The organism is Zobellella endophytica (assembly GCF_003012775.1).
GTDB classification, from domain to species: domain Bacteria; phylum Pseudomonadota; class Gammaproteobacteria; order Enterobacterales; family Aeromonadaceae; genus Oceanimonas; species Oceanimonas endophytica.
Map to the genome: position 1 here is coordinate 58828 of NZ_PXYG01000011.1, position 24624 is coordinate 83451.

At 63.9% G+C, this 24624-nt stretch carries 22 protein-coding genes and 1 tRNA gene; 12 read left to right on the plus strand and 11 right to left on the minus strand.

Going from position 1 to position 24624, the window contains the following annotated elements:
- The first annotated feature begins 208 nt into the window (after positions 1-208).
- The 3 genes from puuE to C7H85_RS18100 are packed head-to-tail and all read left to right on the plus strand — an operon-like array spanning position 209 to position 2209.
- The gene (puuE, locus tag C7H85_RS18090) at positions 209-1132 is read left to right on the plus strand and encodes an allantoinase PuuE (protein WP_106731112.1); all 924 of its coding nucleotides are present in this window, start codon (positions 209-211) and stop codon (positions 1130-1132) included.
- Positions 1132-1647 carry a 2-oxo-4-hydroxy-4-carboxy-5-ureidoimidazoline decarboxylase gene (uraD, locus tag C7H85_RS18095; protein WP_106731113.1) on the plus strand — a complete coding sequence of 172 codons (516 nt, stop codon included), beginning with the start codon at positions 1132-1134 and terminating at the stop codon, positions 1645-1647. Before puuE ends, uraD begins: the two co-directional genes overlap by 1 nt.
- Positions 1648-1699: 52 nt before the next feature.
- Positions 1700-2209, plus strand: a complete 510-nt coding sequence (locus C7H85_RS18100) for an ureidoglycolate lyase (protein ID WP_106731114.1) — start codon at positions 1700-1702, stop codon at positions 2207-2209.
- 201 nt (positions 2210-2410) lie between these two features.
- On the opposite strand, the gene C7H85_RS18105 is transcribed toward C7H85_RS18100, so the two are convergent.
- Complete coding sequence (locus C7H85_RS18105; protein ID WP_106731115.1) at positions 2411-3154, minus strand: phosphatase; 744 nt, start codon at positions 3152-3154, stop codon at positions 2411-2413.
- A 141-nt stretch (positions 3155-3295) separates the two neighbouring features.
- On the opposite strand from C7H85_RS18105, the gene C7H85_RS18110 reads away from it, so the two are divergent.
- Positions 3296-4531: a methyl-accepting chemotaxis protein gene (locus tag C7H85_RS18110; protein WP_158260120.1), complete on the plus strand. Its 1236-nt coding sequence runs from the start codon at positions 3296-3298 to the stop codon at positions 4529-4531.
- A 47-nt stretch (positions 4532-4578) separates the two neighbouring features.
- Positions 4579-4902 (plus strand): metal-sulfur cluster assembly factor, encoded by a 324-nt coding sequence (locus C7H85_RS18115; RefSeq protein ID WP_210433695.1) that lies wholly within the window; start codon positions 4579-4581, stop codon positions 4900-4902.
- A 6-nt stretch (positions 4903-4908) separates the two neighbouring features.
- On the opposite strand, the gene C7H85_RS18120 is transcribed toward C7H85_RS18115, so the two are convergent.
- On the minus strand, positions 4909-5961 hold the full coding sequence (locus C7H85_RS18120) for an AI-2E family transporter (protein ID WP_106731155.1): 1053 nt from the start codon (positions 5959-5961) through the stop codon (positions 4909-4911).
- Positions 5962-6123: 162 nt separating this feature from the next.
- On the opposite strand from C7H85_RS18120, the gene C7H85_RS18125 reads away from it, so the two are divergent.
- Positions 6124-7122: a hypothetical protein gene (locus tag C7H85_RS18125; RefSeq protein ID WP_106731117.1), complete on the plus strand. Its 999-nt coding sequence runs from the start codon at positions 6124-6126 to the stop codon at positions 7120-7122.
- Between the two features lie 2 nt (positions 7123-7124).
- Here C7H85_RS18125 and C7H85_RS18130 read toward each other — a convergent pair whose 3' ends face one another.
- The gene (locus tag C7H85_RS18130) at positions 7125-8795 is read right to left on the minus strand and encodes a methyl-accepting chemotaxis protein (protein ID WP_106731118.1); all 1671 of its coding nucleotides are present in this window, start codon (positions 8793-8795) and stop codon (positions 7125-7127) included.
- Between the two features lie 203 nt (positions 8796-8998).
- Between C7H85_RS18130 and C7H85_RS18135 the strand changes: the two genes are divergently transcribed.
- On the plus strand, positions 8999-10936 hold the full coding sequence (locus C7H85_RS18135; RefSeq protein WP_245879717.1) for an alkaline phosphatase D family protein: 1938 nt from the start codon (positions 8999-9001) through the stop codon (positions 10934-10936).
- Here C7H85_RS18135 and C7H85_RS18140 read toward each other — a convergent pair.
- Entirely contained in the window at positions 10933-11355 is a 423-nt protein-coding gene (locus C7H85_RS18140) for a VOC family protein (protein WP_106731156.1), read from the minus strand. The genes C7H85_RS18135 and C7H85_RS18140 overlap by 4 nt on opposite strands.
- A 102-nt stretch (positions 11356-11457) precedes the next feature.
- Between C7H85_RS18140 and C7H85_RS18145 the strand changes: the two genes are divergently transcribed.
- On the plus strand, positions 11458-12453 hold the full coding sequence (locus tag C7H85_RS18145; RefSeq protein ID WP_106731120.1) for a LacI family DNA-binding transcriptional regulator: 996 nt from the start codon (positions 11458-11460) through the stop codon (positions 12451-12453).
- Between the two features lie 30 nt (positions 12454-12483).
- Here C7H85_RS18145 and C7H85_RS18150 read toward each other — a convergent pair whose 3' ends face one another.
- Positions 12484-13947 carry a glycoside hydrolase family 32 protein gene (locus tag C7H85_RS18150; protein WP_106731121.1) on the minus strand — a complete coding sequence of 488 codons (1464 nt, stop codon included), beginning with the start codon at positions 13945-13947 and terminating at the stop codon, positions 12484-12486.
- An 8-nt stretch (positions 13948-13955) separates the two neighbouring features.
- Positions 13956-15197, minus strand: a complete 1242-nt coding sequence (locus C7H85_RS18155; protein ID WP_106731122.1) for an MFS transporter — start codon at positions 15195-15197, stop codon at positions 13956-13958.
- 267 nt (positions 15198-15464) lie between these two features.
- Between C7H85_RS18155 and C7H85_RS18160 the strand changes: the two genes are divergently transcribed.
- Positions 15465-16283, plus strand: coding sequence for a DUF2797 domain-containing protein (locus C7H85_RS18160; RefSeq protein ID WP_106731123.1), 819 nt, complete (start codon positions 15465-15467; stop codon positions 16281-16283).
- 28 nt (positions 16284-16311) lie between these two features.
- Here the strand turns inward: C7H85_RS18160 and C7H85_RS18165 are convergent, their stop codons facing one another.
- The gene (locus tag C7H85_RS18165; protein WP_106731124.1) at positions 16312-17505 is read right to left on the minus strand and encodes an MFS transporter; all 1194 of its coding nucleotides are present in this window, start codon (positions 17503-17505) and stop codon (positions 16312-16314) included.
- Between the two features lie 120 nt (positions 17506-17625).
- On the opposite strand from C7H85_RS18165, the gene C7H85_RS18170 reads away from it, so the two are divergent.
- Entirely contained in the window at positions 17626-18492 is an 867-nt protein-coding gene (locus C7H85_RS18170; RefSeq protein ID WP_106731125.1) for a LysR family transcriptional regulator, read from the plus strand.
- A 95-nt stretch (positions 18493-18587) separates the two neighbouring features.
- Complete coding sequence (locus C7H85_RS18175; RefSeq protein WP_210433696.1) at positions 18588-19520, plus strand: ketopantoate reductase family protein; 933 nt, start codon at positions 18588-18590, stop codon at positions 19518-19520.
- Positions 19521-19558: 38 nt separating this feature from the next.
- Here C7H85_RS18175 and C7H85_RS18180 read toward each other — a convergent pair whose 3' ends face one another.
- On the minus strand, positions 19559-19768 hold the full coding sequence (locus tag C7H85_RS18180; protein ID WP_106731126.1) for a thioredoxin family protein: 210 nt from the start codon (positions 19766-19768) through the stop codon (positions 19559-19561).
- Positions 19769-19911: 143 nt separating this feature from the next.
- On the opposite strand from C7H85_RS18180, the gene C7H85_RS18185 reads away from it, so the two are divergent.
- Positions 19912-20316, plus strand: coding sequence for a winged helix-turn-helix transcriptional regulator (locus C7H85_RS18185; protein WP_106731127.1), 405 nt, complete (start codon positions 19912-19914; stop codon positions 20314-20316).
- 206 nt (positions 20317-20522) lie between these two features.
- Here the strand turns inward: C7H85_RS18185 and C7H85_RS18190 are convergent.
- The 3 genes from C7H85_RS18190 to dnaG form a co-directional block, all read right to left on the minus strand.
- Positions 20523-20599: transfer RNA gene (locus C7H85_RS18190), tRNA-Ile, on the minus strand.
- A gap of 140 nt (positions 20600-20739) precedes the next feature.
- On the minus strand, positions 20740-22818 hold the full coding sequence (gene rpoD, locus C7H85_RS18195; RefSeq protein WP_342749357.1) for an RNA polymerase sigma factor RpoD: 2079 nt from the start codon (positions 22816-22818) through the stop codon (positions 20740-20742).
- A gap of 3 nt (positions 22819-22821) precedes the next feature.
- The gene (gene dnaG / locus C7H85_RS18200; protein WP_106731129.1) at positions 22822-24600 is read right to left on the minus strand and encodes a DNA primase; all 1779 of its coding nucleotides are present in this window, start codon (positions 24598-24600) and stop codon (positions 22822-22824) included.
- Positions 24601-24624: the final 24 nt, after the last annotated feature.

Here is a 24624-nt window from a genome sequence, read left to right on the forward strand (position 1 = left end):
GCCGCTGTTATCTATCCTGATAGAGTAGGATTGTCTTTGCTTTGGTGCCGCAAAGCAAGAATTCCAGGGCAGATCTGATACAAAAACTAAACCTGTTATTTACATATATTGATTTTATTGTATACAATAAGATTATTACAATGACCGGCAAGCCCCCTTCATGCTTGTTTCGGCCGGTTTTTTAACCTGCGTTTCAAGGAGTTTTCCGATGAGCCAAAACCAAGACTATCCCCGTGACCTCATCGGGTATGGAGCCAACCCTCCTCACCCGCAATGGCCCGGTGATGCGCGTGTCGCCATCTCGTTCGTGCTGAACTACGAGGAAGGCGGCGAACGCAACGTGCTGCACGGGGACGGCGAGTCCGAAGCCTTCCTGTCCGAGCTGCCCGGGGCGGTAGCCTGGGAAGGCGTGCGCCACATGAGCATGGAATCGGTCTATGAGTATGGCAGCCGGGCCGGCGTCTGGCGCCTGCTGCGCCTGTTCAAGAAGTACGACATTCCGCTCACCATCTTCGCCGTGGCCAGCGCCATCGAGCGTTATCCGGATGTCGCCAGGGCTTTCGTGGAAGAGGGGCACGAGATCTGCTCCCACGCCTTCAAGTGGATCACCTACCAGTGGATGGACGAGCAGGAAGAGCGCGAGCAACTGCACAAGGCCGTCGAAACCATAGAGCGGGTCTGCGGCCAGCGTCCGCTGGGCTGGTATACCGGCCGCGACAGCCCCAACACCCGCAAGCTGGTGATGGAGGAAGGCGGCTTCATGTACGACTCCGACTCCTATGCCGATGATCTGCCCTACTGGGTCGACAACAAGGGCAAGGGCCATCTGGTGATCCCCTATACCCTGGACACCAATGACATGCGCTTCGCCACCCCGCAGGGTTTCAACAGCGGCGAGCAGTTCTACCAGTACCTGAAGGATGCCTTCGACGTGCTGTACGAAGAAGGGGCCGAGGCGCCCAAGATGCTGTCCATCGGCATGCACTGCCGCCTGCTGGGCCGCCCCGCCCGCATGGCGGCGCTGGAGCGTTTCGTCAAGTATGCCCGCAGCCACGATCGGGTCTGGTTCACCCGCCGCATCGACATCGCCAAACACTGGCACGAGCATCATCCCTATAAAGGAAACAAGTAATGACCCAGTTCAAGAGCTGTTCTCCCAGCACCATGAGCCGCGCCGACTTCGTGGCGGCTTTTGCCGACATCTACGAGCATTCCGCCTGGGTGGCGGAGCAGGCCTTCGACCAGGGCCTGAATGCGGAAGACGACCATGTCGAGCAGCTGCACGGCCGCATGGCCGGCGTGCTGCTGGCCGCCGACAAGGGGGCCCAGCTGGCGCTGATCAACGCCCACCCGGATCTGGCCGGCAAGGCTGCCCAGCGCGGCGAACTGACCGAGGCTTCCACCAACGAGCAGGCGGGAGCCGGCATCAGCCAGTGCACCCCGGAAGAGTTCGCCCGTTTCACCGAGCTGAACAACGCCTACAAGGAAAAGTTCGCCTTCCCCTTCATCATGGCGGTGAAGGGCTCGAACCGGCACCAGATCCTGGCCGCCTTCGAAGAGCGCATCCATAACGACTACGACACCGAGTTCGAGCGCGCCGTCAAGGAAATCAACAAGATAGCCCTGTTCCGTTTGAACGAGATGTAATGAGGCGAGGGGGCCCAGGCCCCCGTTTTTTTATCCGTTTTCGGAGGCAGAAATGATCAAGACCCTCACCATAGAGCCGCTGACCCGGGAAGCCTTCGCCCCCTTCGGCGATGTGATCGAGTCCGAAGGCCGCGATTACTTCATGATCAACAACGGTTCCACCCGCCGCTACCACCAACTGGGCGAGGTGCAGCTGGACGAGCAGGGCCGGGGCATCATCAGCATCTTCCGGGCCAGGACCCTGGACTACCCGCTGGCGATCAAGATGCTGGAGCGCCATCCCTTCGGCTCCCAGTCTTTCATTCCCCTGTTCGGCCACGACTTCCTGCTGGTGGTGGCGCCGGTGGGCGACGGCGGCATGAACATCGACCCGGCCAGCGTGCGCGCCTTCCGGGCCAGCGGCCGCCAGGGCGTGAACTACCACAGGGGCGTGTGGCACCACCCGATACTGGCGTTGCGCGACGACGACGAGTTCCTGGTGGTGGATCGCAGCGGCCCCGGCAACAACTGCGACGAATTCTTCTTCGACGAGTCCGTCCAACTGAGCCTGGAGCTGGGCTGAGTCCCTTTCAAGCCCCGATGCCGCCCGAGGGTGGTGCCAGCAGGCGGCAGCGCGGCGACAAGAGCTGTTTCCTCGACATCGGCGCGGCGGAGCCTCCATGGATGGATTTACGGTGTATCGGCCCTTTGGCCGACTTCTTCAGTCATGACAATGACGTTGTCAGCAAGCAGAGGCAGGCCCTGTGGCCTGCCTCTGCCGTTTTCAACGCAGTTCGTCGAATTCCGTGATGCGCGGATGTCCCCGCCGCTCCAGAAAGCCCAGCAGCTTGTCCGGATCCGTCGCCAGTATCCGCTCCCGGGGAAACTCCAGCTCGGTCACCAGCCGGTGGCAGTGCTCGAACTGGCCCAAGGTGAAGGCCACGTGGGAGTCGGAGCCGAAAGCGAGCCAGGCACCGCTGTCCCGTGCCGCCGACACGATGGCCCGGCAGTTGGCCTCGCTGCCCTTGCGCGAGTGGTTGAAGGAGGAATTGTTGATCTCCAGCGCCACCCGGTGTTCGGCTGCTGCCGCCGCCACCGCCTCGATATCGATGGGGTAGGCCGGGTTGCCCGGGTGGCTGATGATGTCCACCTTGCCGCTTTTTATGGCATTGATCATGGCGGTGGTATGGCGGGCCCGGTCCGCCGGCGGGAACACCGGCTCGTGGAAGCCGGCCACCACCAGATCCAGGCAGTCGAAGTAGCGCTCGGGAAAGTCGATGTCTCCCGCCTCGTTCTTGATGTTGGCCTCGATGCCGCGCAGTATGCCTACCCCGTCCACCACCCGGGGCAGCACCCGCATGTTGACGAAATGCCAGTAATGGGGAGCGTCGGCCATCTCGGGGCCGTGATCGGTGAGGGCGAACAGCTTGATGCCGCGGGCGCGGGCGATGGGCAGGTAGTCGTGCACCGTGCTGTAGGCGTGGGTGCTGGCCACCGTATGGCTGTGGGTATCGACGAGATAGGTCATGGGGCTTCTCCGTGAGCGGACTGTGACCAGCATAACAAAAATAATCTGCCGTTTGGGGTGATTAACGCCGGTCCCGGTGCTTGTTCAGTTCCCCGTCACATGTTATTTCTATATGAAAATATTTTAGGTGAAGGTGAACGCATGGATGCACTCAAGATCGGCTGGCGCGACCGCCTGCTGATGAATATTCCGCTCAAGCACAAGTTAATGCTCACTTGCTACCTGGCCGCCGCCGGGCTGGCCGGGCTACTGTACGCCTACTGGCAATTGCAGCTCGAGCTGGAGAGCAGGAGTGGGCCGCCGGCTTCGCTCTCCCTGGCGTGGGTGGCGGCTGCCGTCGTCCTGTTGCTGCTCCTGCTCTGGCTGCTGGCCCGGGCGGTGAGCGACAACCTGCTGCCGCTGCTCGGTCATATCGAGGGGGTCATGGCCCAGGTGGCGGGCGGCCGGCTCGACAAGCGGGTCGGCTTTTCTGGCGAGGACGAATTCGGCAAGATAGGCTCGGCCATCGACGCCACCCTGCAGCACCTGTCGGCGACCTTCGAACTGGTGGAGCGTTCCGCCGGGGTGCTGCACGGGGCGGTGGGCAATATCGGCGAGGCGGTAAGCCAGACTGGGGAGGAAGTGAGCGCCCAGCACGGCCAAGTGGCCCAGTGCCGGCAAACGGTGGCCGGTTTGAACCGGGCGGTACAGCAAGTGGCCGCTCACTCCCGCCAGGCCGACGAGCTGACCGGCCAGACCCACGACGAAGCCCTGGCCGCCGGCACCCATATGACCGACGCCATGCAGGGCATGGAGCGACTGGTGGCCGACACCCAGGAGGCGCGGGCCGATTCCCGCGTGCTGGGCGAGACCCTGGAGCGGGTAGGCACCGTAGTGGAAACCATCAAGGCCATTTCCGAACAGACCAACCTGCTGGCGCTCAACGCCGCCATCGAGGCGGCCCGTGCCGGCGAGCAGGGGCGCGGTTTCGCGGTGGTGGCCGACGAAGTGCGCACCCTGGCGGGGCGCACCCAGCACGCCACCCACGATATTCAGCAGATGATTGAAACCCTGGCCGACAGCGTCAACCGCAGCATCGAGATGATGTCGCGCAACGCCGAGGCCAGCACCGGCGCGGCCACCGGCGTCAGGGCCGGAATGCAGGCGCTGGAGAACATACTGCAGCGGGTGGCCGAACTCAGCCGGATGAACCGGGATATCGCCGGTTCGGTATCGGGCCAGGAACTGGCGATGGCCGAGCTGGACGCCAGCCTGGAGCTGTTGCTCGGCCAGGCGGAGCGCTCGCGGCGCCAGCTGGATACCCTGAGCCGGGACCGGGGCCACGTGCACGACATCGCCGAGCAGCTGGCAGCCAACATGGCCCGGGTGCGCGCCTGAGCCACCCTTGCTTTCCCGCCGCCGGCTGCACATAATCGGCTTTCACGATGCATATTAACGAGGTGGCCATGGTGACCGAACAGCAGGTAAGGGATGCCCTCTGCCGGGTGCTGGATCCGGAGGTGGGTGAGAACATCATCGAGCTGGGGCTGGTGTACGGCATCGATATCGACGACGAGCGGCTGGTGGTCACCATGACCATGACCTCGCCCTCCTGTCCCATGGGCGACTGGATCCGCCAGCAGGTGGCGGCCGAGCTCGGGGACCTGTGCCGGGACGGGCAGCGGGCCGAGGTCAGGCTGGTATGGCAGCCGGCCTGGAGCCCGGAGATGATGAGCCCGGCGCTGCGGACCCGGCTGGGCTGGGGCTGACGCCGCTTATTCCGGCGGCTGGTTGTTGAACTCGCGCATGAAGATATCCCAGAACACCATGAACAGCGCCGCCACCAGCGGTCCTATCACGAAGCCGTTGATGCCCATCAGGCTCAGGCCGCCCAGGGTCGAGAACAGTACCACGTAGTCGGGCAGCTTGGTGTCGCGGCCCACCAGCAGCGGGCGCAGTACGTTGTCCGCCAGGCCGATCACCAGGGCGCCGAAGGCCACCAGCACGGTGCCGGCAACCCAGGCGCCGGTGGCATAGAGGTAGATGGCCACCGGCAGCCACACCAGGCCGGCGCCTACCGCCGGGATCAGCGACAGGAAGGCCATCACCACCCCCCACAGCAGCGGGCCCGGGATGTCCAGCGCCCAGAAGATGAAACCGCCCAGCGCCCCTTGCACCATGGCCACCAGGATATTGCCCTTCACCGTGGCCCGGGTCACCTCGGAAAATTTGCTGAACAGCTTGCGCTCGCGCTCGTCCCCCAGCGGCAGCGCCTTGACCATCAGCTCGGTGAGCTGATGGCCGTCGCGCAGCAGGAAGAAAGTGAGGTAGAGCATCAGCGCCACGTTGATGATAAAGCCGAAGGTGCTCTGGCCCGCGGTCAGGGCCTTCTCCGCCAGCAGCTTGCTGCCGGCCACCGCCGCGTCCGACAGCCGCTGGCGGACGCTGTCGAGATCGATGCCGAGCCGCTCCAGCAGCTCGGGCAGTAACGGGAAGGCGGTGCGGATCTGCTCCAACACCCGGCCCGGATTGATTTCGCCACGGTCTATGCGCTGGTAGAAGCTCAGTCCTTCCTGCACGAAGGAGGTGGCGATCAGCAGCACCGGAAAGACCACTATCACCACGCAGAACAGCAGGGTGAGCAGGGCGGCACGGTTCGGTTTGGGGCCGATGCGGCACAGTATGCGATGCTGCAGCGGATAGAAGATGACGCTGATGGCGCAGGCCCAGAAAATGGCGCCCCAGAAGGGTTTGAGGATCAGCCCGAACAGCAGGCTGACCAGCAGCAGCATAAACAGAAACGAGCGTTGTTCGAGTTTTTCGCGCATGGTGATCATGGTTCCCGATGAGACACTGCCATCATAGTAAAGAAGCGGACCGGCCGGCGCCACCGATTCCCTTGGCCGCATTTTATTGCGCCGGCGCAAGGCGCCGGGCGAGGCGGGCTGCCATCATTCCCTTATTCGACGAAACCGGGCCACGGAGGCGGCATGATACTGTTACTGATCCCCATGATGGTGCTGCTGGTGCTGGCCATCGGCGGCGGCGCCTGGCGGCTGGGCGTCGACTGGCTGCCGCTGACCCAGACCGGGCTGATTTACCACGGCGCCCTGATGGTCAACGGTTTTTTCGCCACCCTGATCAGCTGTGAGCGCTGCGTGGCCTACGGCGATCGCCGGGCCTGGCTGGTGCCGCTGTGCGGTATTCTGGCCAGTGTCTCGCTCTGGTGGGCGCCGGCCCTGGCGCCGCCGCTCTACGGCCTGCTGGCGGCGGGCATGACGGGGCTGTCGTGGCTGCTGTGGCGGCGCCAGCCCCAGGATTTTACCCTGCTGCTGGTACTGGCCTGCGGCTCCCTGTTACTGGCCAACCTGTACTGGTGGTGGCTGGGCGGCATAGCGCCGGTGGTATTGAGGGCCTGGCTGGTATTCCTGGTGCTGACCATCGCCGCCGAGCGGCTGGAGCTGTCCCGGCTGTTGCCCAGGCCGCTGTGGGCCAGGCGAGCCTTCATGGGCCTGTCGGGCCTGCTGCTGCTGGCGCCTTGGCTGCCGTCGGGGCGGCTCTGGCTGGGACTGGCGCTGATCCTGCTGGCGTTGTGGCTGTGGCGTTTCGACATCGCCCGCAAGACCATCCGCACCAGCGGACTGCCCCGTTATGTGGCGGCCTGCCTGCTCAGCGGCTACGGCTGGCTGGCGCTGAGCGGCGGCCTGTGGCTGAGCGGCGCCATGGCGGACATGGCGCTGCACGGGGTGATGCTGGGCTTCGTGATGGCCATGGTGTTCGGCCATGCCCCGGTGATAGTGCCGGCACTGCTGAACATCCGCTGTTACTACCACGCGCTGTTGTACCTGCCGCTGCTGGTACTGCAGCTCGGGCTGGTGGCCCGGCCCTGGTGGCCCCAGGTCAGCGCCCACCTGACCAGCCTGGCCGTGGTGGGCTTTGTGCTGGGTTTCATGGCCATCCAGCTGCGCGGCCAGTGGCGGCTGCAGTAGCCTTATGAGGTGCGGTAGCGCCCCACCAGCAGCTGCAGGTGCTCGGCCAACTGGCCCACTTCCCGGCTAGTCTCGCTGGCGGCCTTTGAGCCGGCGTTGGTCTGCTCGGCGATGGCCACTATCTGGTGCACATTGGTATTGATGCTTTCCGACACCTGGGTCTGCTCTTCCGCCGCGCTGGCGATCTGGGCATTCATGGTGTTGATGGTATTGACCGCGGTGCCGATGTCGAGCAGCGCCTCGTCGATGCGGCGGGCCTCGGTGACCGTATGGCTGCTGCGATCGCGGATACTCTCGATGGCCTGTACCGCCTCCTTGGCGCCCAACTGCAGCCGGGTGATCATGTTGTGGATTTCCTCGGTGCTGGCCTGGGTGCGGCCGGCCAGGGTGCGAACCTCGTCGGCCACCACCGCGAAACCGCGCCCCTGCTCGCCGGCACGGGCCGCCTCGATGGCGGCGTTGAGCGCCAGCAGGTTGGTCTGCTCGGCGATGCCGCGGATCACATCCAGCACCGAGCCTATCTGCTCCGATTCCTGCCCCAGCCGCTGGATGATGTCCACCCCGCCGGCCACCTGGTGTTCCAGGCCGTCGATCACCGAGATGGCCCCCTGCAGCAGCCGCTGGGCATCGGTGACCTGGGTTTCCGCCTGCTGGGCCGCGTCGGCGGCGCGGGCGGCACTGGCGGCCACTTCCTGGGCGGTGGCCGACATCTGGTTCATGGCGGTGGCCAACTGGTCGCTTTCGTGATGCTGGCGGCCGATGCCGGTCTCGGTCTCATCCATGAAGCGCTGCAGCTCGGCGCTGGCCCGCTGCAGGGTATCCGCCGACTGGCGGGTGCTCTGCACCAGCTCGCTGATCTGGCCGGCGAACTGGTTGAAGGAGCGGGCCAGTACCCCCAGCTCGTGGCCGCCGTCAGGGCTGAGCCGGCGGGTCAGGTCGCCTTCCCCCTGGGCGATGTCCTGCATGGTGGACACCGCCCGGCGGATGGGCTGGTGAATGCTGCGGGCCATCAGCAGGCCGGCGGCGGCGATCAGCGCCAGCAACAGGGTGGCGGACAGGGCGGAATTGATCAGTCCCTGGCGCACCGAATGGGACAGTTCCTGCTCCAGCCCGGCCACGGTGGCCTGCAGGTCATCGACATAGAAGCCGGTGCCCAGCAGCCAGTCGGTGCCCGGCACCGGGGCGATATAGGCCAGCTTGGGCGCCCCCTGCTGGCTGTCGGGCTTGGGCCAGCGGTATTCCACATAGCCGCCGCCCTGACGCCCCAAGGCCACGTATTCCTGCACCAGGTGGCGCCCGTCCGGGCTGGTGGAGTTCAGGTAGTTGTTGCCTTCCCGGGCCGGGTTGTCGGCGCTGACCACCTGCACGCCCTGGGCGTCGTAGACGAAGAAATACCCGGTGCCGTCGTCGAAACGCAGCCGGCGCAGCTGATCCTTGGCCCTGTCGAGGTCGCCGCCCTGCACCAGGGGGGCGATGCTGGTCAGCGCCAGCTCCATGTAGTTGGCCAACTGATCCTTGCGCGCCTCGAACAGGGAGCGGTGCAGGCTGTCGCCGCTCAGGTTTTTAAGGCGTAGGGATTGTTCCACATTGACCCAGGTGCTGGCGGCCGCCAGCAGGGCCAGCGGCAACAGCGCCAGCAACAGAATTTTTTGCCTGATGGAAAGTCGGTTCATCCTTGATCTCGCTGTGTTATTTGTTTACATATTATTATCATTTTGTTTTCCACCTGTCATTGAAGTGAATACATTAATATCCCCATACAGTGGATAAAACGAATACACCGTCACAAGGTTAACGGCCGGTGCCGGCGTGGCTTGAGCCGGCCGGGCGGTATGTTGCCTTTTCAAATGGCTGCCGGGCCCGTTATGATGCGGCCATGAGCCTATTAACCGAGCATGACATGGCATCCACTATTCTCGCTGGCCCCATACTGCGCCGGGCCAGTTGCGAGCGGCTGGTGTTCTGGCTGGCCAGCCGGGTCCCGCTGCAGTTCCGGCTGCTGCTGCCAGAACAGGCCCCGCTGGCAGCGACCGGGGAGCGGCAGCAACAGTTGCGGGTCGGCGAGCATTGCTATCTCCAGCTGCTGGACCTGCCCCTCGACACGCCGCTGCCGGCCGACACCCTGGTGCCCTACGATCTGCAGTGGCGCCGCGATGAGCAGGACCACTGGCACGGCCTAGCCGACTGGGCGCCGGATCTGTGCTACGAGGGCGAGAGCCTGCCGCAACTGGTGATCCGCAGCCGGCTGGACGGCCTGCTGCACGGTTCCTGTCGCAAGCCGCACCATGCGGCGCCCGATGGCCTGGTGGCCGCCGATGTCTGGCTGGGGGGCTGCCATGCCCAGCCCCGGAGCCGGCCGGCGGCGCTGATGCTGAGCGGGGATCAGGTGTACGCCGACGACGTGGCCGGCCCCATGCTCACCGCCATTCACCAGTTGATCGAGGAACTGGGGCTCTACCCGGAAACCCTGGAGGGCGCCCTGGTGGCCGACAGCGCCGAGCTGTTCGCCAGCCCGCTCAATTACTACCGGCGGCACGAACTGCTGCCCAGCATCAAGGCCAACGTGCCGCTGCGCGAGCGCTTTTTCGAGGGCGCGCGCAAGCCGATCTTCACCACCAGCAGCGCCAACAATCACCTGATTACCCTGGCCGAGGTACTGGCCATGTATTTGCTGGTGTGGTCCCCCGAACCCTGGCGCGGACTGACGGAAGAGCAGCCGCCGCTGGATGAAGAGCTGCGGGCCCGGTACCTGACCGAGCGCCGGTGCCTGGCGCAGTTCGTCGAGGGATTGCCGGCGGTGCGCCGGCTGCTGGCGCACCTGCCGACCCTGATGATCTTCGACGATCACGACGTGACCGACGACTGGAACCTGACCGCCGCCTGGGAGCAGAGCGCCTACGGCCATCCGTTTTCCCGCCGCATCATCGGCAATGCCCTGGTGGGCTATTTTCTCTGCCAGGGCTGGGGCAACGATCCGCAGGCCTTCGCGGGTGAGCCGATGGCGCTGATCCGGGCCTGGTGCGAGCGGCAGGATGCTGGACGGCAGGATGCCCTTATCGATCACCTGCTGCGCTTCGAGCGCTGGCACTACAGTCTGGAGACCAGCCCCAAGCTGCTGGTGCTGGACACCCGCACCCGCCGCTGGCGGGCGGAGTCCAACTTCGGCAGCCCGTCCGGGTTGATGGACTGGGAGGCGCTGACCGAGCTGCAGGGCGAGTTGCTGCACCACGACGCCGTGGTGATCGTCTCGCCTACCCCGGTGTTCGGGGTCAAGCTGATCGAGGTGATCCAGAAGATCTTCACCTGGCTCGGCAAGCCGCTGCTGGTGGATGCGGAAAACTGGATGGCGCACCAGGGCACCGCCAACGTCATCCTCAACATCTTCCGCCACACCCGTACCCCGGCCAACTACGTGATCCTGTCCGGGGACGTACACTATTCCTTCATGTACGACATCCGGCTGCGCCATCAGAAGGGGGAGCCCCATATCTGGCAGATCACCAGCAGCGGCATCAAGAACGAGTTTCCGGCCCGGCTGCTGGACGTGCTGGACCGGCTCAACCGCTGGCTGTATTCGCCCCGCTCGCCGCTCAACTGGTTCACCCGGCGGCGGCGGCTGGAGATCACCCCCCATCCGCCGGCGGATGCGTCCCGCGGCGAGCGGCTGCTGAACAAGGCCGGGATCGGCCATGTGCGTTTCAACGAGGAAGGCGAGCCGGTGCTGGTGCAGCAGATCACCGCCGAGGGGGTGGTGGACTTCGCCGCCGACCAGGCGGCGCAGCCGGCGGCGGCCCTGAGCCGGGAAGATCCCTAATCCTCGGGCAGGCCCAGTGGCTGGCCGTAGCTGAACTCCACGTAGTTGCCGTTGGGATCCCTGACCCCGCAGTAGTAGCCCACCGGGTAGGGTTCGTCCCGGGGCGGCCAGACCAGGCAGTTGGCCGCCTTGGCCCGGGCGGCGAGGGCATCCACCGCCGCCCGGCTGGGCAGGGCGAAGCCGAAGTGGCGGTAGTCGTGGCTGGACAGCTGCAGGTCTTCGCCGCCGTTCATCAGCACCAGAATGAAGTCGTGTTCCCGTCCGGGCTCGGCCAGCCAGACGATGGTCTGGTGGCCGCTCTCGCGCCGGTGGGTTTCCACCATGCCGCAGAAGCCGCAATAGAAACGGATGCAGGCGGCGATATCCCGTACATGCAGGGCGATGTGGGTCAGGCGGGGGTAGTGGCGTGGCTCTGACATGGGCATGTCCTCCCTGGGCTGGCGATAATCGATGCCACCGGTGGAGCCGGGCGACAACTTGTGGGAACATGCGGCTCCCGATGGCTGAATTCTGTATGGAGTATGGCTTCTTTAAAAGACGTCGCCAAATTGGCGGGCGTATCCCTGATGACGGTATCCCGGGCGATCAATACCCCGGCCAAGCTGAGCCCCGAGACCTACGACAAGGTCAGGCAGGCCATCGATGCCCTGAACTATGTGCCTGACCTGTCGGCCCGCCGGATCCGCGGCGACAAGGCCGGGCCCGCCACCCTGGGGGTGCTGGCGCTGGATACCGCCACCACGCCGTTTTCGGTCGACATCATCCTGTCGATTGAAAAAACGGCCCGGGAGCGGGGCTGGAACAGCCTGGTGGTCAACCTGTTTGACGACGACAGCGCCGGGCAGACCGTCGACCTGTTGCTGGCGCACCGGCCGGCGGGGGTGATCTTCACCACCATGGGGCTGCGCGAGGTTCGGATCCCGCCGAAACTGCGCGACCAGCCGCTGGTGCTGGCCAACTGTTTCACCCGGGAGCCGGCGGTGGCGAGTTATGTGCCCGATGACGAGCAGGGCCAGTGTGACGCCATGCGCTACCTGCTCGCGCGGGGTTACCGACGGCCGCTGTGCATCCATCTGCCGGAATCGATCCCGGCGGCGCCGTTGCGGCGGGCGGGGCTGGAGCGGGCCTGGCGCCAGGCCGGGCTGCCGCGGGAGCAACTGCTGCAATACCACCTGGCGTTGGGGGATCAGCACTACCTGGACGTGCCCTCCATTATCGAGCGGCACCTGCACCATGGCCGCCCCGGGTTCGATGTGCTGGTGTGCGGCAATGATCGCGTCGCCTTCGTGGCCTATCAGGCCTTGCTGGCGCGGGGGCTGCGCATTCCCCAGGACGTGGCGGTGCTGGGCTACGACAACATGGTGGGCATCGGCGAGCTGTTTTTACCGGCGCTGAGCACGGTGCAGCTCCCCCACAACGAGATAGGCCGGCAGGCGGCCCTGCACCTGATCGATCGGCGGGAACACCTCCAGCGGGTGAACATCGGCTGCCCCCTGCTGGCCAGGGCCTCCTTGTGACGGGCGGGGCCCGGGCCCGCCCGGTGGGGCTCAGCGCCAGATGCTGCCGAGTGGCCAGGCATGGACGGCCGGGATCTCCACGCTGCCGTTTTCCGCGAACAGGTTGACGGTCCGTTCACCGGGCAGGGGATAGATGCGGCTGGTGAAGCAGGCCTCCCCCTGGTTGACAAACACCTCGAGCGAGGAGTGATCGATAAAGATCCGCAGCTCCAGCAACGGGCCCGCCGGCAGCGGCACGCTGCGGCAGCCGCTCACCTCCAGCCCGGCCCGGCTGCGATCCAGCACCAGTCTTCCGGCCTGGGCATCCACGTACAGCAGGGCGCCCCTGCTCCCGTCGGCGGTGGCGGCCAGTTCCAGGCCGAAGCGTTCGGCGCTGGCCGACAGGCGCAGGGTGATCTGCAGTTCAAGAGTGTGAGCATCCAGCCCCAGCGGCCGACGCTCGCTGGTCAGCGTCTGGCTCGGCCAGCGTTCCTCTCCCTGGCGCAGGGCGGTCAGCTCCCGCGCCGGTTGCATCCTCACCCTGCCCTGGTCGTCCAGTGACAGCTCCCTTGGCAGGGTGAAGGCCCCGGCCCAGTAATGCGCCTTGCTGGGCATGGGCGACTCCCACATGTCCATCCAGCCGAACAGCAACCGGCGGCCGTCGGCGGCGGTGAAGGTTTGCGGCGCATAAAAGTCGTGGCCCGCATCCAGTTCGACGAAGGGCTGTTCGATATCGAAGGCCTGCCCCGGCTGCCAGCGGCCGAGGAGATAGCCGCTCTGGTGGAGATTGCGGAAACGGTAGCCCTCGGCCGCCATGCCCTGGGGGGAGAACAGCAGCAGGTGCCGATCCCCGAGGGGGAAGAAGTCGGGGCATTCCCACATGTAGCCCTGGCCGGGTTCGGCCCTGGCCAGCACCGGCTCCGGGGTCCAGTGGCGCAGATCCGGCGAGCGATACAGCAACACCTGGCCCAGGTCATCGGCGGTGCGGGCGCCCACCACCATCATCCAGTCGTTCCCTTCCTTCCACACCTTGGGATCGCGGAAATGCTGGATGCCCTCGGGCGCGGCCAGTACCGCTCCCTGCTTGGTAAAGTGCACGCCATCGGTGCTGGTGGCCAGGCACTGGACCTCGCGGATCCGGCTGTCGTCCCCTGACTCTCCCAGCCAGACGTGTCCGGTGTAGAGCAGACACAGCTCGCCGTTATGCGCCACGGCGCTGCCGGAAAAACAGCCGTCCCTGTCGTCGTCGGCGCCCGGCGCCAGGGCGATGGGCAGATGCTGCCAGTGCACCAGATCGGTGCTGCGGGCGTGGCCCCAGTGCATGGGGCCCCAGTTTTCGTCATGGGGGTGGTGCTGGTAGAACACATGGTAGGCCCCGGCGAAATAGATCAGGCCGTTGGGATCGTTCATCCAGCCGGCGGGCGGCGCCAGGTGCAGTTGGGGATAGTATTCCCGGGACACCCGGGATTGCAGGCATTCGAGGGCATGATGGGCTTGCAGCAGTACGGTTTTCATCGGTGGACTCACTTTGTCGCAGGTTGCAGTAAGGAAGGTGAGGGGCTGTGCGTGTCGCGCAGCAGCAGGCAGGACAGCAGCACGAAAGCGGATACCGCCAGCCCCATCAGCAGATAGGTGTCGGCGAAGCCGAGCCGGTCATAGCCGTAGCCGGCCAGGGGCGACAGCAGGCTGGAGCTTATCTGGGTGACGAACTGGAAACCGACCAGATACAGGGTGGCGGACAGGCGCGGGTCGAAGTTGGCGGAAATGTACTTGAACATTGCCACCAGCAGTATGGGCAGTTCCACCGCGTGCAGCAGCTTCATCGCCGAAATCAGCCAGGCGCCCTCGACCAGCCCGGAACCGAGGATACGGGCCGCCATGACCACGCCGCTCAGCAGCAGGGCATTTTTGGCGCCGATGCGGTTGACCAGAAAGGGTGCCAGGAACATGCCGCCCGCCTCCAGGAAAACCTGCAGGGAGTTGAGGAAGCCGTACATCTCGTTACCTTGCTGCGGCGTGGGGAACTGGGCGGCGAAGTAGACGGCGAACTGCTGATCGAACACCCCGTAGACGCTGACCCCCAGCACGAACACCACCAGCGACCAGAAGCGGGGCAGCCGCAGCAGGGCGAGGGCATCGGCCAGGGAGAGCCGGTCGGTTTTGCCGTATTCCAGTTGGCCCATGGCATCGGCCTTGATCACCTGCACTCGGGAGAGCAGCAGCAGGAAGATCACCGCCGAGCCGGAGGCGACCCAGAAGTTGATGTCGGGATTGATATTGAAGTTGAAGCCGGCGCAGAAGGTGGCCGCCGCCCAGCCCAGGGAGCCCCACATCCGGGCCCGGCCGAACTCGAAGCCGGCGATGCGGCTGACCTTTTCGGTGTAGGACTCCAGCGCGCCGATGCCGGCGAAAAAGGTGGCGCCGATAAAGAGACCGCCGACCAGTGCGCCGAGCCAGAGGTGGTACGCCAGCAGTTTTGCGTAGACGAAAATAAAGAAGGGACCGGTCAGCAGCAGCAACAGGCCGATAACCCAGAGCAGGTTCTTGCGCAGGCCGAGCTTGTCCTGCACAAAACCGTACAGTGGCTGGGCGCAGAGGGCGACCAGCGAGATGGCGGCAAAAATGATCCCGGTCTCGGTGCCTTTCAGCCCCACCTGCTGGTTAAGCCAGATGGAGATCAGCGAAAACGACGAAGACCAGGTAAAGAAAAAGAAGAACAGCAGTCCGCTGAGCAAGGCGTAGTATTTTTTGGTGGTCGGGTTCATGGTTGAGCATCCTTATCTCCTGATAACGGCACCATTGTTAACGTTAACTTGTATTCCCAAAAGGGCCCATCGCGCGTTATTGTGATGTTAATCACCAAAGTTAACGTTAACATAAGCATCTTGTGAGGCGGATCACCAAAATGACCGACCTGCATGAATCTGCATTGTCATTGCGATAGAGGGAAGTCCTGTCGCCGCGCCCAGGTGCGCTCGCCGACACCGGCTGTTAAAGTAGCCGGGTAACCCACAACCGATAACGAAAGAAGCATGAGCAAGATCACCGGAACCCTGGTCAAGATGCCGGCCAGCCTGGCCGAGCCCGTGGCCTACCAGCTGGCCCTGGGCGAGCACAGGGTGGCACTGAACGCCCTGCTCGGGCAGCCGCTCACCCTCGGCTACACCGGCAACATCTACTGCGACGCCTGCGGCCGCAAGACCAGCAAGAGTTTCGCCCAGGGGCACTGCTTTCCCTGCATGAAGAAACTGGCTCGTTGCGACATGTGCGTGATGAAGCCGGAGACCTGCCACTATTTCGAAGGCACCTGCCGCGAGCCCGAGTGGGGCGACAGTCACTGCATGGTGCCCCATATCGTCTACCTGGCGAACACCTCCGGCCTCAAGGTGGGCATTACCCGGCACAGCCAGGTGCCCACCCGCTGGATCGATCAGGGAGCCACCCAGGCGTTGCCCATCCTGCGGGTGGCCACTCGCCAGATCTCCGGCCTGGTGGAAGTGGCCCTGGCCGAGCTGGTGGCCGACAAGACCAACTGGCGGGCCATGCTCAAGGGCGACGAAATCCCGCTCGACCTCAAGGCCGAGGCCGCCCGGCTGCTGCCGGAAATTCAGACCAGACTCGCCGATCTCACTCTGAAATACGGTGCCGAGGCGATCACCCTGCTCGACGAGCCGGTGGTCGGGCTCAACTACCCGGTGCTGGAGTACCCGAAGAAGATCGCCAGCCACAATTTCGACAAGAACCCGGTGGTGTCCGGCACCCTGCTCGGCATCAAGGGCCAGTACCTGATCTTCGACAGCGGGGTGATCAACCTGCGCAAGTTCACCGGCTATGAAGTGAGCCTGGGCTGAGGGACGCCGGCCGCGGCCGGCGGAGCGGTCAGGCGGTTGGGCAGGCCGGGTCGGGACGGGGGCCGGCCCGGTAGAGCCAGAGCCCTAGCAAGGCCAGTACCACCGAGGCAAGGGCGAGCATCAGGTAGACAGTGTCCAGCGCGCCGGTGGCCTCGCGCAGATAGCCGGCCAGCAGGTTGCCCAGGGTGCCGCCCAGGCCGAACGTGACCATGCAGATGCCGCTGATCTGCATGGTGGCGGTCGGCGAATAGCGCTGGCCGACCCAGCCGGCCAGTATCCCCCACATGGGAAAATACATCAGGCCGTAACCGAAGCCGGCCACCAGCGCGAAGCGGGCGGGATCCTGGACGAAGGCCAGCAAACCCAGGGCAAAACCGCCGAAGATCACCAGCAGCGCCAGTTCCGGCCCCTTGCGGTCGGCCAGCTTGCCGGTGAGCAGGCCGGCGACCATGCCGGTCAACCCGACCGTGGTCCAGGTATAGCCACCGAGGGTGGCGGGCAGGCCCAGCTGATCCAGGTAGGTATTGAGCCAATTGGAAAACGGCATGGTGGTAAAGCCGACCAGAAAGCAGATCAGGCAGGCGCACAGGGCGGTGCGTTCACCACAGATGGTCGCCAGCAGCCGGGTCACCGGGATGGCGGCAACCGGGCCCTCGCCTTGCGTCGCCGGCTGGCGCTTTAACGTCCGCAGCATATGCCAGGTGAGCCCCATGACCAGCAGGCCCATCAATCCGGCCAGCTGCCAGCCCCGTTGCCAGCCCAGGGCCGGGACCACCAGCAGGATCAGCAGGCCGTTGAGGCCGTATCCCCAGGCGGTGCCGCTGGAAATGGTCGACAGGCAGCCCGAGCGTTGCTCGGCCCCGGCATGGCGGCTGACGATCTCCACTATGCTGCCCCAGCTGATGGCGGCACTGGCCGCCAGGCAGGTGAGGGCCAGGATGATCAGCAGCGGAGTCTGCAGCTGCGACAGGGTAAACAGCAACAGGCTGGTGATACCGCCGGTGGCCAGCGCCAGGCGGGCGGTGCCCAGGCGGTGGCCAACCAGGCCCAGCAACAGGGCACCCCCGAGGTAGGCCAACTGGGTCAAGGCCCCGATGGTGGCGAGGTGCCAGTGGCTCAGCGCAATGCTGTCCCGCATCATGGGCACGAGGGCGGCAAACAGAAACATGCCGAAACCGTGGCTGACAACCTGGTTCATTCCGAAAATAGCGGCCATGCGCATGGGGTGATCTCCCTGATCCGGTAACGGCGCTTATTGGCCGCGAGCCATCTTGTCCCCTTGCCAGTGTTCGGTAAATCGATAAATATTGAGGCCTGTCTTCAATAAGGATGAAGTCTGCCGATGCGCGATTTACCCATTACCCTGCTGCGTACCTTTGCGGTGGTGGCGGAAACCCTCAACCTGACCGCGGCGGCGGGGCGGCTGCACCGGGCGCCGTCCACCATCAGCATGCAGTTGAGCCGGCTGGAGGGGCTGGTGGCGACCGAGTTGCTGGAGCGGGGGCAGTATGGGGTCAGGCTGACCCCGGCGGGGGAGCAGCTCAGGACGCACGCCCATCAGCTGTTGAACCTGCACGACCGGATCCTGGGGGCTTTCCAGAATGCGGAGGTGGTGGGCAAGGTCCGCTTCGGTACCCATGATCAATACGCCACCCGCAGCCTGACTCCCCTGCTGGAAGCCTTTGTGCTCAATTATCCGGAGGCCCGGCTGGAAGTGCTCTGCGATCACCGGCCCCATTACCTGGCGGCCCTGGTCCAGGAGGGCAAGCTGGACATTGCCCTGGTGGAGATGCCGGCCCTGTCCGACGGGGGCCTGCGGCTGTGCCGGGACGAACTGGTCTGGGTGTGTTCGGAGGCCCATGCGACCCACCGGCGGGAACCCTTGCCGCTGGCGGTGTTTGTCGAAGGCTGCTATCACCGGGAGTCGGCCTGCCTGGCGCTGGAGCATACCGACACCTCCTACCGTATCGCCTTTACCAGCCAGAGCCGGGCGGGCGTGCTGGCGGCGGTGCGGGCCGGGATCGGCGTCGGGGTGATCCCGCGCCAGACCCTGGAGCCGGGTCTGGTGGTGGTGGAAGAAGGACTCCCTCCCTTGCCCAGGACGGACACCACCCTGTTCGTGGCCGAACGGGCCAACGAGGCCACGGTCCGACTGGCCAAAACCATCGAGGAGAGCCCGCAGTTCCAGCGTTATCGGGGCGAGCCATAAATGGCTGTAATGAATAATAAAAATAAGGTGAAATAGGGCGAGATGAGTCATTTGTTCACCAGCCATAAAGTGAACCAGGAGTGAGGAGAAAGCGAGTGACGCGGTTTCTGATCATCGGTGCCGGCGGCATCGGCGGCTATTACGGTGCCCGGCTGCAGCAGGCCGGGCATGAGGTGGTATTGGTGGCCCGGGGGGAACACCTGGCCGCCATGCAACGGCAGGGACTCCGGGTGGAACACCAGGAATTCCACTTCGCGCAGCCGGTGCGGGCGCTGGATCTGACCACCCTGCGCGAGACCTGCGCCAGCGGCGATTTCGATCTGGTCGTGCTGGCGATGAAGTCCCAGGCCACGGGCCCCCTGATGGCGGAGCTGGCGGACTGGCTGGCTGCAAGCGAGGTGCCGGTGCTGTCGCTGCAGAACGGGGTGGATAACGAACCCCTTATCAGTGAAGTGGTGGGGGAGGAACGGACCCTGGGCGGACTGGCGGTGCGCATCGGCGGTCATATAGTGGCGCCGGGCCTGGTGCAGGCGGACGGGCCGGCCCAGGTGATCATGGGCGCCTGGCCGCAACGGCGGTCGGCCCAGGCCGACTGGCTGGAGCAATTGCGCCAGTGTTTCGAGCTGGCCGGCATTCCGACCCAGGTGGCGGTGGACATTCGCCGTGAGCTGTGGCGCAAACTCATTATTAACAATGGTGTCAACCCGCTCTCGGCCCTTTCCGGGCTGGACACCCGTCGCCTCAGCCACCATCCGCAACTGGGCCGCAGCGTCTACCAGATGATGACGGAAACCGCCGCCGTGGCCGAGGCCGATGGTGTGGCCCTCGGCAAAACCGACGTGGACGAGATGTATGCCCTTATCCGCAACTTCGACGCTATCAAGACCTCCATGCTGGTGGACAAGGAGAAGGGGCGGGAACTGGAACTGGACGCCATCAGCGGCGCCGTGTTGCGCCGGGCGGAACAACTGGGGCTGGAGGTGCCGGCCACCCGCCTGGCTTACGGCCTGCTGCAACTGCGGGATTGAACAGGCAGGGCGGCGGCATGGCCGGCACCCGGGTTATTTCAGCGCCGCCAGGTCGGCGTCGAAGTTGATATGAAAGGCGGCACCGACTTGACCCCGGCGGCCTCGGCTTCCGCCAGGCGGTGTTTTTGTTCGCCCAGATGAACGACTTCTACTTGGTAGCGACCCGGGTCCAGGGCCCGGGCAAGGTCCTGCTCGGCGGCGACGCACACCGGACAGCCGGCGTGGTAGAAAATGGCTTTGCTGGTCATGGCTGCTCTCCTGCGATGGCTTACACTGGGTGCATGGGCACACCCCAAGGGTAGGCTCGGTTCACCCCGCCGAACAGCGTGCACTTTTGGGTAACCCGGGCACTTTTTGGTGTAATTTGGCGAAAACAAAAGGCAAAAATTATATGTCCCCAACCCAGTCCAGCTACTGCCAGCTTGAGGAAGTGGTGGGGTGCAAATGGTCGGTGTCGGTGCTGCAGGCCATCGCCGCCGGCATCAACAGGCCCGGTGCCCTGGAACGGCATATCGCGGGGATCTCCACCAAGGTGCTGTCGGAGCGGCTGCGCAAGCTGACCCGCTATGGCCTGCTGCACAAGCAGAGCTACCTGGAAGTCCCTCCCCGAACCGAACACCGGCTTACCGACAACGGTCACAAGCTGGTGGCCATCATCAGCCAGATCCGGCAGCAACTGCTACCCCAAGTGGGTACGCAAGCAAAGTTAGCAGAAGAAACCACAGGGCTTAGCAATGGAAGGTCAATTAACTTGATGTTAATCAATGGCTTGGCTATTTATAGTCGGTGTTTTTAGTAAAGGGCTAAGCAATAGGCTTAGCAATGGAAAGGGAGCGATGGCCCTAGGCAGGGGTTATCTTTTGTTGTTATGGCGCTGGTAATCAGGGCAGTGACTTCCAGTCTCATCCCGATAGAGTGTTGCCCGGCTAGCTCGCTGTAAGCGGCACATAGGCGGCACAGAAAAAAGGGTTAGCGGCTGTTAAGCTGCTGACCCTTGATATTTGGTGGCCCCTGCTGGACTTGAACCAGCGACCGATCGATTATGAGTCGAGCGCTCTAACCAACTGAGCTAAGGGGCCAAAAGTGGAGCTGATTATAGGGAAAGCGGCCTTGGCTGTCTAGTCGGGCGAGTTTATATCAGTTTGATTTTTAAGCGGTTGGCGTGCCGGTCGGCGGCCATGGAAAAGGGCGCCGAAGCGCCCTTTTTACTGCCTGTGGCTTACTCGTCGAGGAAGCTGCGCAGCACCTCGGAGCGGCTGGGATGGCGCAGTTTGCGCAAGGCCTTGGCTTCGATCTGGCGGATACGTTCGCGGGTTACATCGAACTGCTTGCCCACCTCTTCCAGGGTATGGTCGGTGTTCATGTCGATACCGAAGCGCATGCGCAGTACCTTGGCCTCCCGTGCAGTCAGCCCGGACAGCACGTCGCGGGTGGCGGCGCGCAGGCTTTCGCTGGTGGCGGAGTCGGCCGGCAGGGACAGGGTGGTGTCCTCAATAAAGTCACCCAGATGCGAATCTTCATCGTCGCCGATGGGCGTCTCCATCGAGATGGGCTCCTTGGCGATCTTCAGCACCTTGCGGATCTTGTCTTCCGGCATCGCCATGCGATGGGCCAGCTCTTCCGGGGTGGGCTCGCGGCCCATTTCCTGCAGCATCTGGCGGGATATCCGGTTGAGCTTGTTGATGGTCTCGATCATATGCACCGGAATACGGATGGTACGGGCCTGATCCGCGATGGAGCGGGTGATGGCCTGCCGGATCCACCAGGTGGCGTAGGTCGAGAACTTGTAGCCGCGACGGTATTCGAACTTGTCTACCGCCTTCATCAGGCCGATGTTGCCCTCCTGGATCAGATCCAGGAATTGCAGGCCGCGGTTGGTGTATTTTTTGGCGATGGAGATCACCAGACGCAGGTTGGCTTCAACCATTTCCTTCTTGGCACGGCGGGCCTTGGCCTCGCCGATGCTCATACGGCGGTTGATGTCCTTGATCTGGGAGATGGTCAGGCCGGTTTCCTCTTCCACCAGCTTGAGCTTGCCGATGGCGCGGTTGACGTCGTCCGCTACCTCTTCCATCTTGCCGGACCAGGCCTTGCCGGCGCTCAGCTGCTTGTCGAACCACTGCTGTTCGCTTTCGTGGTGGGCAAAGGCCTGCACGAAGGTCTTCTTCGGCATCTTGCACTGCTCGACGCACAGCTTCATGATGATGCGTTCCTGCACCCGCACCCGCTCCATCATGTCGCGCATGCTGTTGACCAGGCGATCGAACTGCTTGGGCACCAGGCGGAACTGGCGGAACACGTCGGCCAGGGCGGCAATCTGCTCGGCGGCGGCGTCGGAAGTACGGCCATTGGCCTGGATGGTGGCCCGGGTCTTTTCGTACTGGGTGCGCAGGTCGCCGAATTTCTCGCGGGCTACTTCCGGATCGGGGCCGGAATCGCCGTCGGAATCGTCGTCGTCTTCCTTGTCTTCATCCTCGTCGTCGTCTTCGTCGTCCAGCTCCTCTTCGCTCAGCTCGGAGCCGATGTGGGTGGCGGTGGGCGCGAGGCCGTCGGCTTCGTCCAGATCGACAAAACCGGAAATGATGTCGCTCAGCTTGATGTCGCCGGCTTCGAAACGGTCGAACTGATCGAGCAGGGAGGTGATGGCCTCGGGATATTCGGCGACCGAACTTTGGACCTGGTTGATGCCGTCTTCGATGCGCTTGGCGATATCGATTTCGCCTTCACGGGTCAACAGTTCGACCGTGCCCATTTCGCGCATGTACATGCGCACCGGATCGGTGGTGCGGCCAATTTCCGATTCAACGGAAGCCAGGGCCTGGGCGGCAGCTTCGGCTGCATCTTCGTCGGCGGTGGTTTCCGACATCATCAAATCATCGGCATCGGGGGCGCTTTCCACCACCTGGATGCCCATGTCGTTGATCATCTGGATGATGTCTTCGATCTGATCGGAATCGACAATATCCTGGGGGAGATGATCGTTCACCTCGGCGTAAGTCAGGTAACCCTGTTCTTTACCTTTGGCAACGAGAAGCTTAAGCTGTGACTGCGGGGTTTGCTCCATAGAACTCGTCCGGTTAGATGTTGCAAGAGGGTGTAGGCATAAGGCACTCTTTTTATGGCGCGCAAGTAGCCGATTATAACAAAATTTGACCAGCCTGGCTATGCCGGTCTGTGCCTGCCAACACGCCTCGCCCGTTTGACCGTGGGAGTGTGTGCTGCAGCGCGTTAAGGTTTTATCTCTACCCGTGTTCCGGGCCTGTCTTACAATTTTGGGGCTGTGCGCCCGTTTTTCAATGGCTCAGCCCATGCTGCCCTTGCTTTCTGTTAACAGCAGCAGCAGTTCCTGCTTTTCCGCGGGGGTCAGCCCTTGCGGGCTTTTGCTTTTCTGTTGCAGCGTTTCGATGCGTTTTGCCAGAAACTCATTGATCAGCACCACGAAGATATCCTGCAATTCCTGCTCGATATGCTCGCCGGCAAACAGCTCTTCCGCCATGGCCAGACGGGAAAGGGCCTGTTCGGAGCCGTGGCCTCGCCAGTGTTCCAGCAGCTGGGCGGTACTCATTCCGGGCTGTCGTTGCACCTGAGCCAGCAGTTCAACCAGCAGCTCGATACCGGGCAGGGACAACTCGTGCAGTTCCGGCATGGCCGGCAGCCTGGCCGCGGCAGCCGGATATTGTAACACAAGGGCGATGGCCCGGCGAAGGGGGGTCAGCTTTATCTTTTTGACGCGCCTTTGCGGAGCCTGGCCGGTTGGCTCCGTCGTCGGCTGCAGCCGGTTGAACAGCTCCTTTACCCGCCGTTCGTTCTCGCCCCAGTTGAGCTGGCGCGAAAGGCGGGTGATCAGCCCCTCGCGGGTAAAGCCTTCCGGTACCCGGGCGATGGCCTCGGCGGCCTTGTGGGCCAGCTCGTGCTGGCCGGCATCCCCGGCCATGCTGTCTTGCGCCAGGCGTTCGAACAGGAAGTCGCCGAAATCCTGGGCACCATCGAGCATTTGTTCGAAGGCGGAAGCGCCCAGCTTGCGCACCAGGGTGTCCGGGTCCTCCCCTTCCGGCAAGAACACGAACTGCAGGCTGCGGCCGTCCTGCATCAGCGGCAGGGCGTTTTCCAGGGCCCGCCAGGCCGCCTCGCGCCCGGCCCGGTCACCGTCGTAACAGCAGATCACCTCGCGGGTGGTGCGGAACAGCAACTGCAGGTGATCGGGGGTGGTGGAGGTACCCAGGCTGGCCACCGCATAGTCGATGCCGAACTGGGCCAGAGCCACCACGTCCATGTAGCCTTCCACCACCAGGATGCGATCTGGGGCTCTGTGGGCCTGGCGTACCTCATAGAGACCGTACAGCTCGCGACCCTTGTGGAACACCGGGGTTTCCGGCGAGTTCAGGTATTTGGGGCTACCCTGGCCCAGTACCCGGCCGCCGAAGCCGATCACCCGGCCACGCCGGTCGCGGATCGGGAACATGATGCGGTCGCGGAAGCGATCGTAAACCCGACCACTGTCGTTTTGCAGCAGCATGCCGCCTTCGATCAACTGCTGCTCCGCCTCCCGATTACGGGCGAACTGGCGCTTGACGCTGTCCCACTGGTCCGGCACATAGCCGATGGCAAAATGCTTGACTACTTCGCCGCTGAGCCCCCGTCCCTTGAGGTAGCCGATGGCGGCCTGGGACTGCTTGAGCTGGGCCTGATAGAAACGGCTAATGTCGTTCAACTGGCCGTACAGATCCTGGCGTACCGCCTTGGCTGCCGCCTGTTGCTGGGGTGAGGCGCCGTCATTGCCCTCGCGGGGTACGGTCACGCCGTGCATGGCGGCGAGCTCGTCGATGGCGTCGAGAAACTCGAGACCGTCGTATTCCATCAAAAAGCCGAGCACGGTGCCGTGGGCGCCGCAGCCGAAGCAGTGGTAGAACTGCTTGTCGGGACTGACGGTGAAGGAGGGGCTTTTTTCGTTATGAAAGGGGCAGCAGGCCTGGTAGTTCTTACCGGCTTTCTTGAGTTTTACCCGCTGATCGATCAAGTCGACAATGTCGGTGCGGGCCAACAGATCGTCGATAAAGGATTGGGGGATTCTGCCTGCCATGGTTCACCGGGATGCGAAAAAAAC

Excerpts from the sequence above, each read along its gene's own strand:
- C7H85_RS18145 (WP_106731120.1), top strand. The coding sequence starts at position 11,458 with ATGGCTTCTTTAAAAGACGTCGCCAAATTGGCGGGCGTATCCCTGATG.
- C7H85_RS18115 (WP_210433695.1), top strand. The coding sequence starts at position 4,579 with ATGCATATTAACGAGGTGGCCATGGTGACCGAACAGCAGGTAAGGGAT.
- C7H85_RS18130 (WP_106731118.1), bottom strand. The coding sequence starts at position 8,795 with ATGAACCGACTTTCCATCAGGCAAAAAATTCTGTTGCTGGCGCTGTTG.
- dnaG (WP_106731129.1), bottom strand. The coding sequence starts at position 24,600 with ATGGCAGGCAGAATCCCCCAATCCTTTATCGACGATCTGTTGGCCCGC.
- C7H85_RS18105 (WP_106731115.1), bottom strand. The coding sequence starts at position 3,154 with ATGACCTATCTCGTCGATACCCACAGCCATACGGTGGCCAGCACCCAC.
- C7H85_RS18180 (WP_106731126.1), bottom strand. The coding sequence starts at position 19,768 with ATGACCAGCAAAGCCATTTTCTACCACGCCGGCTGTCCGGTGTGCGTC.
- C7H85_RS18170 (WP_106731125.1), top strand. The coding sequence starts at position 17,626 with ATGCGCGATTTACCCATTACCCTGCTGCGTACCTTTGCGGTGGTGGCG.
- C7H85_RS18150 (WP_106731121.1), bottom strand. The coding sequence starts at position 13,947 with ATGAAAACCGTACTGCTGCAAGCCCATCATGCCCTCGAATGCCTGCAA.
- C7H85_RS18110 (WP_158260120.1), top strand. The coding sequence starts at position 3,296 with ATGGATGCACTCAAGATCGGCTGGCGCGACCGCCTGCTGATGAATATT.
- C7H85_RS18155 (WP_106731122.1), bottom strand. The coding sequence starts at position 15,197 with ATGAACCCGACCACCAAAAAATACTACGCCTTGCTCAGCGGACTGCTG.
- C7H85_RS18160 (WP_106731123.1), top strand. The coding sequence starts at position 15,465 with ATGAGCAAGATCACCGGAACCCTGGTCAAGATGCCGGCCAGCCTGGCC.
- puuE (WP_106731112.1), top strand. The coding sequence starts at position 209 with ATGAGCCAAAACCAAGACTATCCCCGTGACCTCATCGGGTATGGAGCC.
- C7H85_RS18140 (WP_106731156.1), bottom strand. The coding sequence starts at position 11,355 with ATGTCAGAGCCACGCCACTACCCCCGCCTGACCCACATCGCCCTGCAT.
- C7H85_RS18135 (WP_245879717.1), top strand. The coding sequence starts at position 8,999 with ATGAGCCTATTAACCGAGCATGACATGGCATCCACTATTCTCGCTGGC.
- C7H85_RS18125 (WP_106731117.1), top strand. The coding sequence starts at position 6,124 with ATGATACTGTTACTGATCCCCATGATGGTGCTGCTGGTGCTGGCCATC.
- C7H85_RS18120 (WP_106731155.1), bottom strand. The coding sequence starts at position 5,961 with ATGCGCGAAAAACTCGAACAACGCTCGTTTCTGTTTATGCTGCTGCTG.
- uraD (WP_106731113.1), top strand. The coding sequence starts at position 1,132 with ATGACCCAGTTCAAGAGCTGTTCTCCCAGCACCATGAGCCGCGCCGAC.
- C7H85_RS18165 (WP_106731124.1), bottom strand. The coding sequence starts at position 17,505 with ATGCGCATGGCCGCTATTTTCGGAATGAACCAGGTTGTCAGCCACGGT.
- C7H85_RS18185 (WP_106731127.1), top strand. The coding sequence starts at position 19,912 with ATGTCCCCAACCCAGTCCAGCTACTGCCAGCTTGAGGAAGTGGTGGGG.
- C7H85_RS18100 (WP_106731114.1), top strand. The coding sequence starts at position 1,700 with ATGATCAAGACCCTCACCATAGAGCCGCTGACCCGGGAAGCCTTCGCC.